Annotated in this window: 10 protein-coding genes; 3 read left to right on the top strand and 7 right to left on the bottom strand. The window is 45.1% G+C overall.

Translation table 11 applies throughout. The annotated features are described in order from the left end of the window. Nucleotides 1-11 precede the first annotated feature (11 nt). From P6M73_RS08110 to P6M73_RS08090, 5 genes are all read right to left on the bottom strand, one after another. Complete coding sequence (locus P6M73_RS08110; RefSeq protein ID WP_277855605.1) at nt 12-869, bottom strand: NAD-dependent epimerase/dehydratase family protein; 858 nt, start codon at nt 867-869, stop codon at nt 12-14. An 11-nt stretch (nt 870-880) separates the two neighbouring features. Then, entirely contained in the window at nt 881-1,531 is a 651-nt protein-coding gene (locus P6M73_RS08105) for a sugar transferase (RefSeq protein WP_277855604.1), read from the bottom strand. A 552-nt stretch (nt 1,532-2,083) separates the two neighbouring features. Beyond that, nucleotides 2,084-2,626 (bottom strand): PglD-related sugar-binding protein, encoded by a 543-nt coding sequence (locus P6M73_RS08100; RefSeq protein ID WP_277855746.1) that lies wholly within the window; start codon nt 2,624-2,626, stop codon nt 2,084-2,086. 698 nt (nt 2,627-3,324) lie between these two features. After that, complete coding sequence (locus P6M73_RS08095) at nt 3,325-5,115, bottom strand: IS1634 family transposase (RefSeq protein WP_277855603.1); 1,791 nt, start codon at nt 5,113-5,115, stop codon at nt 3,325-3,327. A 1,076-nt stretch (nt 5,116-6,191) separates the two neighbouring features. Then, nucleotides 6,192-7,184, bottom strand: a complete 993-nt coding sequence (locus P6M73_RS08090; protein WP_277855602.1) for an IS5 family transposase — start codon at nt 7,182-7,184, stop codon at nt 6,192-6,194. Nucleotides 7,185-7,418: 234 nt separating this feature from the next. Between P6M73_RS08090 and P6M73_RS08085 the strand changes: the two genes are divergently transcribed. Together P6M73_RS08085 and P6M73_RS08080 are read left to right on the top strand one after the other, a co-directional pair. Further along, entirely contained in the window at nt 7,419-8,543 is a 1,125-nt protein-coding gene (locus P6M73_RS08085; RefSeq protein WP_277855601.1) for a polysaccharide deacetylase family protein, read from the top strand. 483 nt (nt 8,544-9,026) lie between these two features. After that, nucleotides 9,027-10,928, top strand: a complete 1,902-nt coding sequence (locus tag P6M73_RS08080; protein WP_277855600.1) for a CASTOR/POLLUX-related putative ion channel — start codon at nt 9,027-9,029, stop codon at nt 10,926-10,928. Nucleotides 10,929-11,263: 335 nt separating this feature from the next. Here P6M73_RS08080 and P6M73_RS08075 read toward each other — a convergent pair whose 3' ends face one another. After that, on the bottom strand, nt 11,264-12,019 hold the full coding sequence (locus P6M73_RS08075; protein ID WP_277855599.1) for a hypothetical protein: 756 nt from the start codon (nt 12,017-12,019) through the stop codon (nt 11,264-11,266). Nucleotides 12,020-12,389: 370 nt separating this feature from the next. On the opposite strand from P6M73_RS08075, the gene P6M73_RS08070 reads away from it, so the two are divergent. Then, entirely contained in the window at nt 12,390-12,944 is a 555-nt protein-coding gene (locus P6M73_RS08070) for a GNAT family N-acetyltransferase (RefSeq protein ID WP_277855598.1), read from the top strand. A 325-nt stretch (nt 12,945-13,269) separates the two neighbouring features. Here P6M73_RS08070 and P6M73_RS08065 read toward each other — a convergent pair whose 3' ends face one another. After that, on the bottom strand, nt 13,270-14,448 hold the full coding sequence (locus tag P6M73_RS08065) for a M20 metallopeptidase family protein (RefSeq protein ID WP_277855597.1): 1,179 nt from the start codon (nt 14,446-14,448) through the stop codon (nt 13,270-13,272). Nucleotides 14,449-14,824 lie beyond the last annotated feature (376 nt).

The following is a 14,824-nucleotide window of genomic DNA, read 5'->3' as shown; positions in this document are numbered from 1 at the left end:
ACCCTTCCTACTTATTTCTCAGTCAACTCAATAGATTCTTTAAATGTTCTTATTCGGTAATTCGCCTTATCGTAGTCACTCATGGACTTCTCATAAACCAAATTGCCGAATACCTTATTCACTATCCCAATCCCAAACATAAATCTAATCAGCCAATTCAACCAACTGATCATCCATATTTTCTTCCCATGTACATCAGCAATCGTCTTAACTAACTCACTGGTCTTCACATACTCTGCATTTTGTGGAAAGAACAATCCGTTATCTTCATAATCAATCATTACCTTAATGAACTCACAAAGATTATCTATATGAAGCATACTGCGCTCATTATCGATATCAGGAAATATTGGTATCTTCTTAGCCATGTTAGCAAGTCTTGGATAGTTCCCTTTAGACCCTTTCCCATAGATCATAGGTGGCCTTACCACAACTATTTTGAAACCATCAGATTCTAAGTTTTTGATACCTTCCTCAGCCTGTAGTTTACTGTTTCCATAAAAGTTACTCGGTGTTGGAACGGTATTTTTATCAATAACTCTCTTGCTACTGCTGCTGTCTCCATAGACAATAATGCTACTCATAAAAATGAACTGCTTTACACCTTCTGCCTTGGCCTTCTCAGCAGTTTGAATTGTTAGATCTCTATTTACATTATAGTAGAGGTCTTCCATCTTTGGATCAGATGATACATGAGCAATCCCAGCCACATGAAATACCACATCATATAAGCTGAAATCCTTCTCTTTCCATGACCCATCTTTCATGTCAACCGTATCTACTTTATATTGATCAGGTTCTCTCATGAGCCAATTCTCTAGAGATGTACCTATATAACTGTTTTTTCCAGTAATTAGAACTCGCTTCATCGTTTCACCTCTTATAAGTTGGAATGACTCGAACCTTTACTTTCTTCTTTATCCTTAGTCATCTTTGCAATAACCCCAGTTCCACCTTCAATTACACCTTTGCTCTTTAGAACAGCTGTAAAAGTTCCTATGAAACATATAAGGTCAAACCAAAGACTTCTCTTTTTAACGTATTCCCCATCCAACCTAGACTTTTCTTCTATAGGCAATTCATCTCTACCATTAATCTGCGCCCATCCAGTAAGACCAACTGGCACATCATTAGCACCGTACTTATCTCTTTCTTCAATCAGATCATACTGATTCCAGAGTGCTGGTCTAGGCCCGATGATGCTCATCTCACCTTTAAAGATGTTAATGATTTGAGGGAGCTCATCTAGAGATGTTTTACGTAGGAACTTCCCTACCTTTGTAATCCACTGATCTGGATTTTCAAGAAGATGTGTTGGAGTGTCCTTCGGTGTATCAATTCGCATGGTGCGAAACTTCAATATATGAAAATGACTCTTATGGATCCCGACTCTCTTCTGTTTAAAGAGAACAGGTCCAGGGGAGTCAAGCTTAATTGCTATAATAAGCACTAAAAAAACAGGAGATAATATGATAAGTCCGAGTGTAGAAAGTATGATATCTATTAATCTTTTGATTTTTAAATAAACCATGATAGTTCCTCCTGCTCAATGTAAATGTATATTGGTGGTGTGTAGAACACCTTGATTTTCTTGTTCTATATGTAGTGTTTCGCATTATTTCCAGCGCTATATATTGCATAATTCCATCTCATGATTGGATGGAGAGACGTGTAATGTTTCTGTAACATTAGTACATTTTGCAGTTATGCTGAAACCCTTGATATTACAGCCTTACAGTCTCTTTATCCTTTCGCCATACTCACGTCGAATTTCACACCCAAATCAAAAATGCTATTTTGCTTCATGGCGTCATTCAGTTGTTATACTTCAGTAACATATATCTATTGTCTGCCGTAGCTCTTCATCTTTTGTTTCCACATATAAGGTAATACACGATTAAATTTGTCATTCTTCCGTCTATATTTTACTATTAAAAAATAACAATCCTAATGTTATCCATATTGGATTTAAATTGCTTACTAAGATGCCTTTAAAAAACTGCTAAGTTTAAACTTAATCGTTCATTATAATCATTTATCTCAGCTATTGAGATTAATAATTTAAGCGATTTATATTTTCAGATTATTGAATGTCGGACAGTGTTTGTTCGGAATGTTCCAAGCATATTTGCCCACAAAAAAACTTAGGGCGAATTAGTGAGTATGCGTTTATTTTTGATCGGGCTTTTAGAACAGATCCTGCATCAACATGCGCAAATGCTCCAATAAATGAATCATGGTCAATAACTGCACCAGGGCCTACTATCGATCCCTTCTCTATAATTGTTTTTGTATTCACTACCGCTTTGGGAAGTACTATAACACCTTTTTGAATCGTAGCAGATGGACTGACATAAGATGATGGATGTATCAGAATTGGTATTTCAAATCCATAATCATGGATCATTACATAAAACCTTTCTCGTAATTTGTTATCTCCAACTGCTGGAAAAGCAAATTGATACATTGATTTGTACTTGCCAACTTCATCACATCGATCCATTGCTAGCGGAGAACTATCATCCAGGAAATCAATTCGATCAAAGATACCCATAGCTTCGGCAGTTTCTTTAACCACTAATCCATGGCTCCCTGCGCCAAGTATTACTAGGTTACAGTTATCCATTCGATAACATTTTGTTTCCATAATATCTACAACTACCTTCCTTTATTACTTTTTCTATTCTATCTGACGAAAAGGACTATTTAATGGCAAAATAAATAAAGCCGTACAAAACCCAGGATCTAATCGCGTTTATGAGCAGCTTTTCTATTTTGTTTAGTTGTGAGAATTAAAATGGTAGAAGCCTGATTGAATGTCAATTGATGCCTTTGAATCCTTTACCTCTGTTTTTATATCTATGGATTCTTCTGGTACTTTGCTCAACTGACTAAATGATACTAGATCATGGTCTTCATAAGATGTTCCAAAAATGATCGCCCTGTTGAATTAGCTTAGAGGCAAATATGAAGTCTAAAAAAATTGGGTCAATCACAAAAATTGTGGGATTTTCCCAAGTTGACATGGAGCCTCTGTCGGCGTGGTTCCGCCAGACTTGCCGCTATGCTGCATAAATGCTGGGCTAGTCGGCCAGTCAGGCTACCACGTCGACCTCTCCGTGTAAACAGGGAAAATCATAATCCCACATAAAAAGTGATTGAGCCAAAAAATTCCATATAAATATTGATCGATCAAACTCAAGCAATTAAGTCGCCTCCAATAGTTATATATTACGTAAATAAACGATAAAATTTCGTTAACCATTTAGTAACTTTATCATTATAACATATTAATCTGAGTTTTACAGAGTTTTATACTAGAAACTATTCCTTAACGACCAATTGATTTTTACGTGGACGTCCGCGCTTACCCTTGTTCGTCTTTTTCACCACGTAGTCCGGGGCGCATCCCTCAGGGATCTCAAGGCCAAGAGCCTCGCATATGTCCACCTGTTTCCCCACAAATGGGGTAATGTACGCCTTCGTGTTGGGGTGCTCGATATAGCGAATCGGCCTCATCTCGTTTAACACATCCGCTACCGAATGAAACTGTTCGCCCAGCTTTGTTTTGCGGACATGGCTTAGGTAACAGCCCATGATCTGGGCAACAAAGAGAATAAAGGAACGACCAATTTTTCCAGTTTCCGTTGATGTACGCTGGCGGTCGGCTCCCAGGACCCCTTTCATCAGGGCAAAATACTTCTCCTGTTCATCCCGCAGCCTGTAATGCCGGTTAGCACTCAACGCATCCATGTCCAAACCATGGGTCGTGTTGGCAAAGAAACCTGCTTCTCGCCGACACCGGATGACCTTGGTCTCATCCAGGCTGAAGTCCTCCAGGATTCGACTTTTCGCATTATACTTCAACCGATAAAACCGGTAGACCTGTTTCAGCGTTTCATCATCATCCAAGGGGATTTGGTTAACAAGGGACGCTTCCAAGGCTTCTTTTTGAGCTGCCAGAGCAATGTCCAGATCCGTCAGTTCATTGCCTCGGCGGATGGGATCAAAGTACAGGTTCAGTTTCAGATTATCTGCTTTCTTAAGGTTGTCACGCTGCCCTTCGATCTGGTAATCCATATCTTTCTGCAGATAGTAGATCCGTTCCTCCGGATCCACTTGCATACCCTCCGGGTGGTGGCCGAAGTTTCCGAATTCATCGATCAACTGACGAACGTGTTTCTGGCCGGTTTTGGTTCCCATGATCATGCGTTGCTGCTGGTCGATGTATAGTTCCAGATTGCGGATCGATTCATACCCCCGGTCAGTGATCAGGATGATTCGTTTCATGCCAGCCTGTTTCAAATCCTTCAGGATCACGGCCAGGCTTCGGGAGTCAGGGGTGTTTCCGGCAAAGCTTCGATAATAGACTGGCATGTGGCCATCCAGGGTGTAGACTACTACTTCCAGGGTCTGTGGAAGGGGCAGATGTTCTTTGTTCCGCCCGTAATGGATATCCGCCAGCGAGTGTCCGTAGCTGGAACAGCTTGTGGAATCGACGGCACACAGCTCATTGTCGTGGAGTCGGCGTGCCCGCAGACGCAAGAACGCCATGCGATCCTGCTCTGTAATGGACTGGGTAAACCTGGTAATATACGGAGAAGAGAGTGGCTTTGCCCAGGGGGTCTTGGCTATGCGCTGCCAGGAAGCCAGCTGGTTATAGGTCTCTCGTCCACAAAGAAGATAGAGGGCCAATGTCATGAGGGTATCAACTTTTTCCTTGTCCCCATCAAATGTGCTCATTAGGTCGAATCTCAGGCCGGTCTGTTCCGCAATCTTCTCCAACAGCCATATGTCGCCATAGAGCCGGTTCTCATCCTGACTTTCAATAACCGGCCTTCCCGCCTTCCGTCGTCCTGACAGTTTGTCAATTTCACTTAGATCCCAGCCTTCCGGGAAGATGAGTTTACCTCGTTCCTCAATAGACTCCAGAAGATAATTCTTTCCCGGAATAAACTTAAGATCATCTGTTACCGTCCCCCAATAAACGTAACGGTATTCCCGTTTTCCGGTCTTTGGGTTCACTCTGGCCGGCTGTGTACTGGCATAGTGGTATCCATTATTGTGATGAATCGATACCCGGTAAGGGCTGTTAGAATCCGTGGGACGAGCCATTGTTATCCCCTCCTATTATTAGTATAATTATACTAATAATAGGAGGGGATAACAAGATGGAAAGGACTGATTTTCTCAGACATTACAATGGTTTCAGGAGTTTGCAGATCGTTACTAGTATAATTGTTTGCAAAACTTAGAATATTAATGGTTTATGAATTACCTAGAAAACCATTTTGGAAAATAAAATATTAATCTTTTTCAGTTCCTGTTTTTCTTTTTACATCCATTCAAATTTAAATTTTGTTCAGTATTATCTAAATCGCGATTGGAATTATCATTCCGTCAATATTGAGTGATAATTTTCTTCTATCTGAATTATACTAACATCTTGACAAGACATTTTTGACCAATTACTCAATTTATGGTTGTTTTTTACTGCCATTTTTTTATTTAGTGTTAAATTGATTAGATCCTTTACACACCCCCAGATCCTTGAAGTCATTACTGCTGCACATTCTCATCAATGCACTTTTTACTCACCGATTAAAGCTACTTTCTCTACATTGGGCTGTATCTCATTACCTAGACCATAGAATCTGCATCATTTCAAATGTCCTTTGGACTAAAACTCGTCTACTTTGATTTTCTGGAATCAGCGAACGACCAATCGGGATGGTAGTTAGTTTAAATATTATTTATGAATTGCATTCAATCTTGACATTCTGATGAAATCTTTATTGCGTATAATGAATTAACTAAAAAGATTTACTGCCATTATGCGAAGGCTCAATCGTCACACTATGAATCCTCTATTGACGGATCCAAGCATATCTGGCTGGTTGTCGATAATGAAGATCTTCAACCTGCCAGCTGCACAATCAGTCAGGCTTTCCTCTGAAAGGAATAAAAATTAAGGAGACACTTTGAGCATCAAGATCAAGACCGAACTTTCTGATCCCATTTTTTATGCTTACTGAACACTGGAGAAACATTTAGGAAAACACTGATTATTTGAGGTTAACGTTTCCCAGTTCGTTCATTATGTTGTTTTTTTGCTCATGGGTGCACAAAAATGCTTGATTTTAGTGCGATTTCAGCCCGTTTTGTGGGCTACCCCCCAATTTTGGGCGCACTTATCCCATGCAGAATTCTTTCGTTCGTTTTGCACGAATACAATTCAACAAATTGGCGCTGGCAAACAAGATGTTGAATCTATTCAAATTTTTGCTGATCCCCCGATAAACTACTTTGGCATAACCAAAGAACCGTTTGACGATCAAAAATGGGTGCTCCACTTTGCTTCGAACGGATGATTTGCGTTGTTCAATTGCCCGGTCCCACTGGATCCCGGGATAGTTCTTATTGGTCTTGATCTTAGAAGGGCGAACATTGCTGCGAAATTCAATAGTAGATAAGTGCGGATCCTCGGTGAATTCTTTTCTTGACTCGACTCCATTATAGCCGGAATCTCCGTAAGCTACTTCATCATCGGGACGAATCAGTTTGTGTGTCTCGTTTATGTCATGGACATTGGCCGCAGTCCCTGTGACTGTATGGACATACCCACTGCCGGCGCAAACTCCGGTATGAACCTTCATCCCAAAGTACCACTGATTGCCTTTCTTTGTCTGGTGCATCTCAGGGTCTCGTTCTCCCGTCTGGTTCTTGGTAGAACTGGGGGCTGCAATAATGGTGGCATCCACGATGGTGCCGCCATGCATCATTAGTCCGGCAGATTCCAAGCGTCTGGTGACATCATGAAAGATCTTCTCCCCAGAGAGATGGCTTTCCATTAAATGGCGAAAGTGAAGAAGCGTGGTTGCGTCAGGCACTTGCTGCGAGATGAAGTCCAGCCGCATGAATTTGCGCATGGCATAACTGTCATAGATGGCGTCTTCCATTGCAACATCGGAGAGGTTAAACCAATTTTGCATCAGGTACATCCGAAGCATTGTTTCAATTTCGATGGGCTTTCTGCCGCGTTTTCCCTGAGGATAGTAGGGGCGAATCATCTCGACCCAATCTTTCCAGGGAATGATAGTTTCCATAGAATCAAGAAACTCTTCTCTCTTTGTAGTCTTGCGGCGATGTGCGTATTCAAAATCACTGAAAGTCTGCTGCTTCATAAGAAAAACCTCGCTGGTAACGTAATACTTAAATTATATCGTGAGAGCGTTCCTTAGAGTTACAGAAAACAGAATTAATCAGCGTTTCCTTAGATAGAAACCTCATGATTCCTGCTTCACCAATTGTTTAACGCCCTACATTGATTTACCGCTGTCAGGATACCTCACTTCACTGAGTGCCTCAGCCTGGAGGCACTGATCTAATCAATCATATCGATACAAGGAGGTAGCAAGATGAAACATACATCGAGACGACTGCTCATTGTTGTTCTGGTACTTCTGCTTCAATTTGGATTGGGATCCCTTGCTGAGAATTTGAATATGAAGTTACTTCCCCCTGCAGGTGGACAGACAGCATATGCCGCGGAAAACAAAGTAACCACGGTGAACCTGAATCTTCGGACAGGTCCCGGTACCAGCTATTCCATCATTCTGACGATCCCGAAGGGATCTACGGTGAGTGTACTCTCCACCTCCAATGGATGGTCCAAAGTAACTTACAAGGAAACCACCGGATATGTTTACTCCAGTTATCTGGCTTCACCCACTGGAACCCGTTATTACACCACGGCTGCGCTGAACCTTCGTACCGGTCCAAGTACCAATTACTCTATTATCCTGACCATGCCAAAGGGAGCAGCTGTCACAGTCTACAGCATCTCCAACGGCTGGGCAAAATTAAGCTACAGCGGAACGAATGGGTATGCCAGTACCACCTATCTGAGCAAAACAGCTCCCAGCACAGAACCCACTACCTTAAGAAAGATCTTCAAGGGCGTCACCAGCTACTCCGGCCGACGGATCGCCATTACCTTTGATGACGGAGCTACCGCCAGCCAGGTGGATCGAGTCCTGACGATTCTTGATAACTACAATGCCAAAAGTACCTTCTTCTTTACCGGCAACTGGATCCTGTCACACCCCGTAACGGCTCGAAAAATCGTCAGCCGCGGCCATAAGATGGAATCCCATACCATCAGTCATCCGGATCTCACCGATCTCAGTGATTCCTCGGTTCGTTACCAGCTGACCCGCTCCCGTGAGATTATCAAAGATACGGTGGGCACGACCTCCTACCTGATCCGGCCACCGTATGGTGCTACTAGCTCACGAGTAGAACGCATCGCCGGAGAAGTCGGCTTCAAGTACATGGTCATGTGGTCCATCGACACCGATGACTACATGAGCACCACCTCCACCTCAGAGATTATCTCCCGGGCCGTCGCAGGAGCTTCCAACAATAGCATCCTCCTTCTCCACCCCTCCCACACCAAAGTCATTGATGCCCTGCCCAGTATTCTCCGCCAGCTCAGAGACAGAGGCTACATCTTCGTCACCGTCAACTCCATGCTGCCGTAACTTAACATTTCATACAGGACTAGTCCCCCAGGCAGCGCCTGAGGGACTAGTCCTGTTTTATTGTATTGTGAGCATTCACTCGAGTATGCCTTGCCCCGATATGCCACTACTCCCCTCACCATCCAGCGTCTCAAAAGTCCTTCTCATTCTTCTTTGACTTGCGATCTTTCGCTCGATTGTCTTAACGTCTTAGCCTCTTTAAGTCTAAGGTTTTATAGACCTTAATCTCTTTAGTTCGTAAATCTTGAGAAATTAAGGCCTGGATGCAATGAGGGTGTCTGCTTTCCAGATGAAATGACACCGCATTCAACATTCCTGATCTCACCACTGTCGATAGCAAATGCATTTTTCAGTTATTTCTGAAGTTCATATTCGTATTAATTCAGGGAATTTATTCGCTGAATGTGTAAAATAAATAGACTCCCTCGAGTATAATAAAAATGTAAAGGAATACATTTTGAAGTGTCTGGAGTGGATATTGGAATGAAGAAACGAAGTCTGAAAGAACGTCTGAGTTATCAACTGGATCTGATCATGTCCCGTGGAACCACTTCCCTGATTCTGTTCTTATCCCTCATTACACTCTTCCTGGTGGTTCTGGCAGGAATCATTGTCATTCTCGTGGAGAGAGCCTGGGCCAATGGCTCTGTGCTGTATGCCGTCTGGAAATCATTCACCCTGACCCTGGATCCGGGCAACCTGGCCAGTGTCGAGGGAAGTCTTGGCCTCATCATCATTGCTGCCATCAGTACCGTGGGCGGTATCTTTATCACCAGTACCCTGATCTCCATCCTGAATACCGGTTTATCCTCGCGCATTGAAAAGCTGCAGCGCGGCAATGCCACAATCATCGAGCAGAACCACACAGTAATCCTGGGATTCAATCAGTCGGTCTTCCCCATGATCCGGGAACTTCAGATTGCCCAATCCAATCAGAAATCCGGCTGTATTGTCATCCTGGGCAATGAAGACAAGCTGGACATGGAGGAACAGATCCAGCGTCGGATCCCCGCCGCCAAAACGACGCGTATCATCTGCCGCAGCGGGGATCCGACCTCCCGTACCGACCTGGAACGATGCTCCATCGAGACCTGCAAGTCCATCCTTGTTAATCTAGATGAGGATCATGAAGTGATTCGGACTCTGCTTGCAGTGTCCAGCTACTTGAACCAGGAGACCATACTGAAGGAATACCCCAATGTCCGTAAGATCCACATAGCCGCCTCCATCAAGGAATCCGTCAACCTGAGTGTGGCCCGCATTGCCGGTCAGGGCTATGCGGATATCCTCCACTTCAAGCTCATCATCTCTCAGATCATGGCTCATACCTGCTATCAGCCAGGACTGTCCTCCGTCTATATGGAACTGTTCAATTTCTCCGGGGATGAGATCTACATTGAATCCTTCCCCCAGCTGGAAGGACTGTCCTTTCTGAAAGCTCAGCTGGCCTTCTCCGATTCCACAGTGATCGGAATTTCAAGAAACGGCCGCACCCTGATCAACCCGGATCCCCGCACGAAGATCGAAAAACAGGACCAACTGATCCTCATCGCGGAAGATGATCACTTCGCTCAGCTCAGTGATGACCTTCCCCAGATTGCTCAGATCAGCGATCCCGAATCCGTGACCAGATACCGCATGGCTTCGGCCGGCAAGCTCCTGATTCTTGGTCACAGCGAAATCCTCCTCGATATCATGAAAGAACTGGATGAGTTCCTCCCCAGGAATTCCCAGGTCACCATCGCCGGCAAACGCCGAAACGGCATCAGTCCGACGTTCCTGAAAGACCACCCCTTTCACCACCTGGTCATTGAATGCATCGAAATGGACATCACCGATCGTTCCAACCTTGAACAGCTCCTGTCCCAGGATATCGAACACATCCTGCTCCTGAGTGACTCCGACCTGACACCCGATCAGGCCGATGCCAAGACCCTGACCATACTTCTTCAGATCCGCGACCTCGAGAAAAGCTTCAATCACCGCTTCAGCATTACCAGCGAAATGCTCGATGTCCGCAATCAGGAACTGGCTCAAGTCACCGATGTCAATGACTTCGTCATCAGCAGCAACATCACCGGACTTATTATGGCTCAGGTCTCAGAGACCCGTGACTTGAATCCGATCTTCACGGAACTCCTCGACTCCGACGGATCCGAGATCTACCTCAAACCAGCCTCCAGCTATCTGGAACCCGGTAAGCCCATCAGCCTCTATACCGTGACCCAGCTGGTCAGCCTGCGCCATGAAGTCTTCATCGGCTTTAAACGCAGCCTCACCGGATCCAACGGCCAGCGCACGTATGATCTTCAGGTCAATCCACCCAAGAATCGATCCATCACCTTCTCTCCTGAGGACTGGCTGGTTGTCCTGGCTCAGGACTAACACCAAGGCACATTAGATAAATTAAGAAGGACCCAAAAGGTTAACACCACCTGTTCAGTCCACGTCCCACGAAAAACAACGATTCCACCCGTTCGACCAGCTCCAAATCTTTAGTTCACGAACTCCCCCTATCAATCAAACTTATATTCCCCTTTTCAATATTTCCCTACCCATATTCCGATCGGCTATATGTTAAATCGCCTCTAATGCGCTCAAAGAGACCTCAGACCATATGGCCTGAGGTCTCTTTGCTGCCGGAGCATCATTTTTGATGATTTATTAAGTTGACTCAATCGTCAATTCTGTACGAATACTCAATAGATACCCCGCATCGCTTAGAACAAATAGTTGAAGAGCCCGAAGACTTGACCAAAGGAATCTGATAGCAATGTGTTGCCTAATATGCTGAATAAGACCGCCGTCACCAGGTAGGAACCTAAAATGGCATGAATCATGTCTATCGCAGGTTCTTCTTTCATCTGACTCCTGATGCTGAAAAGAACTCCTGCATTCACTACACTGGAAGCCAAAACGATCAGCATAACCATCAAACCGAACAGATAGTAATTCTTAATCAGAACCGCAAAGAATGAAACCACGAGCAGAGCCACCGGCAAAACATACAACGTGCCGTACGCTCCGAATACTTCCTTGTAGGAAACCCCGGCTTTCATCCAACGGCCAACCAGCATCAGGACACCGACCACAGCTGCAGCAATCGCAGCAAATGTCAGGAACGGAATGAGCACCATGTCAGTAAAGGATGGTTTGAAAAAACTCAGCATAAAAAAGAGCAGCAACGGAAACAGGAACGAAAAAATACCAACCGTCACCATGCCGAACATCTGTACCTTCGGTTCCGCCATATCCTGGCTCACTTTAAATGGCTGCTTCATCGCCCGTAAGAAATATTGGAAGTAGTCCTTTGCATAAGCCATACTTTTTGCCACAAACTCATTGTTCTGCACTACTGACAGGTCTCGACTAAACACCTCCGCGCCCGAGGACTGCAAACGGTCTGACCCGTCTATGGCTTCATCGATTTTGTTTTGGGCCTCACACCTTGAACAGACAACCTCGTTGTCTGCCATTTTGTTCCCGCAAGTCTTACAATACATACACCTTCTCCTTCTGAATGTTACTATTTAAGTAATGGCAGGCAATTAACCCTACATGCGAAGCCTACCCCATTTTAGTAACTTCGCCATTCATCATCTGTTAAGTTTGTGGTTGCAGGAAACTCTTATAACTCTATCATATCGTCTTGAGACAATTGTTTACAATTCTTTTTTCAATATTATCGTATGTAATATCAGAATATAAAGCTGTAACCTTGACGCAGCGCCAGCTGAGTGATAAACCAAGATTAGATCAGCGTTCGAAAGGCCCTGATTCGCTGGCGAATCAGGGCCTTTCAACGACTGAAATTTCATCCCAACCAGGGATCCAACGAGGTATATCATGTATATTGACTTAGGTGATATTGTCATTCGAGATTTTGAGCGAAAAGACGCTCCCTCCCTGCACCGCATCGTCCGGGAAAAAGGCATCCTTCGCTTCATGAGAGACTGGTCCGAAGGCGGAGCCCAGCCGGAAGGCTATTATGGATTCATCGATTGGATGCAAAAGCACAAAGATAATACCAACGTCTGGCAGAACCGGCGGTTCGCAGTAGTCCAAAAGGAAAACGATGAACTGATCGGAATGGTGGGCATGGGAGAAGAAGACCTGCTCCACGAAGTAGAAGTAGCTTATTTTATGAGCGAAGCCTGGCAAAGAAAAGGCCTGACCGTCCGAGCGGTCAATGCCCTGGTCGACTGGTGCTTTACTGTTTCCGACATCCCCTACCTCATCCTGACAATCGACCCTGCCAATGTTCCATCCTGTCGCCTGGGCGAAGCCTGCGGCTTCGAGCTCTTCGAAAAAAGAACCCCCATCGGACATAAGCAATCCGTCATGGAAAGCGACAGCTACTATTACTACCGCAGATACCGTCAGCCAACAGCCACTAACTAAATCATTTGACCCAGGCGCAACGGACTGGCAGGCATAAAACCGCTCCAGCAGCCGAGTACAGGTGATCTGCCTGCCTGACCAGTAACCTGAGCACCTTACCTGTAAGTTACGTACCGAATTTTGAAATATTTGCTCTTTTTGATTCGCCTGCCAGCATCAACAGTCCACTCAGGACAAAGGAGCGGAACAGCCAAAAGCTGCTCCGCTCCTTTGTTACGATTCCAAACAGATAACGCTGATAACCCTGATAACCCTGATAGACCTAATAAGCCCATTATCCCTGATGATCCTGATGATCCTCAGGATCAACAGGATAATGTGCAGCTTAGGCCAGGTAATCCCGTACCGTCTGAACCAGCAGGGCGGCGCCGTCCTTGAAGAAGCTCTCATCCAGGTCAAACCGGGAATTGTGGTGTGGGTAGACCTCTCCGTCGATGGCTCCGGGATTGTTCAGGAAGAAGAAGGTTCCTGGGACTTTTTCCAGGAAGTAGGCCATATCCTCTCCGCCCATGACGGGTTCTTTCATCTCCAGGAGACGGTCTTCTCCGACTACTTTCTTTGCAGTTTCCTTGAAGAAGTTGGTAAAGGCTTCATCATTGATCAGCGGCGGGTATTTGAAGTCATATACCACTTCGGCATCTCCCCGCATGGCCCGGGCAATGCCCTGAGTAAGTTCTTCAATCCGGCGGGCCGTGCGGCGACGGGTCTCGTGGTTCAGTGTACGGATCGTTCCTTCGATCTCCACTTTGTCCGGGATGATATTCTGATTGAATCCCCCGTGGATCCGGCACAGTGACAATACAATCGGATCCACCGGCTTGGTTTCGCGGCTTACCAATGTCTGGAGAGCGGAACCCACCTGCATGGCAATGGAGATGGGGTCAACCGCGTTATGGGGATACGCCCCATGGGATCCCTTTCCCTTGATCGTCAGCAGGATCCGGTCCATGGAAGCCATCATCGGTCCCACCTTGTATCCGATCATGCCCTTGGGGATCTCCGGGAAAATATGACCGTTATGCAGACCAATCACTGCGTCAAGCTTCGGGTTCTCCAGCGCGCCTTCCTCGATCATGGGCAGAGCGCCGCCGGGATATTCCTCACCCGGCTGGAACAGCAGCTTCACGGTACCCTTGAACTTATCCCGGTTCAGCTGCAGCGCCTTGGCAGCGCCCAGGAGCATGGCTGTATGTCCGTCATGGCCGCAGGCATGCATATTGTCATTCTCTGAGGTAAACTCCAATCCTGTTTCCTCCGGAATCGGCAGCCCATCCATATCAGCCCGCAGACCAATCACCTTGCCCTCGCCCGTGCCATGGATCAGCCCCACAATGGCATTCCCGTTGACCAGCGTTTTAAATTCGATCCCCAGTGAAGTCAGCACATCCTGCACATACGCACTGGTTCTGGGCAGCTCCAGTCCCAGCTCCGGCATCCGATGCAGATCTCGTCTCCAGCGGATCATATCCGCTTCCACTTCAGCTGTAATCCATGATTGTTCCATAAGTACCTCCGCATTTCATTCAATCTTTTGTTCATTTGGTTTTTCTCGTTCTGTTCGATCAACTATCTGCTGTCATATAACTTCCTGTCAAAATCATGACTCTGTCTGACACACTGACTTGATATGACTCATTGACATTCTCCACCTCATTGACATTGTCCATCTCTTTGACTCTATCCACCTAATTGACTCTGTCAGATTCACTGACTCTGTCAGATTCATTATCACTGTCTGAGTATTTGAGCTGATTCGTTATATATGCAATTAGTTATTATTTATGAATTTTTATACATAAGGTATTATACCTTGCTTGCATTGCAATATCTATACCTTATCCCTATTTTCTCTACCTGTATTTTTCATTATAACACGTATA

The organism is Anaerococcoides asporogena, assembly GCF_029590275.1.
GTDB lineage: Bacteria > Bacillota > Clostridia > Clostridiales > Clostridiaceae > JG1575.
The sequence above is the reverse complement of the archived record's forward strand: the minus strand, read 5'-3'. Positions and strand labels throughout refer to the sequence as shown.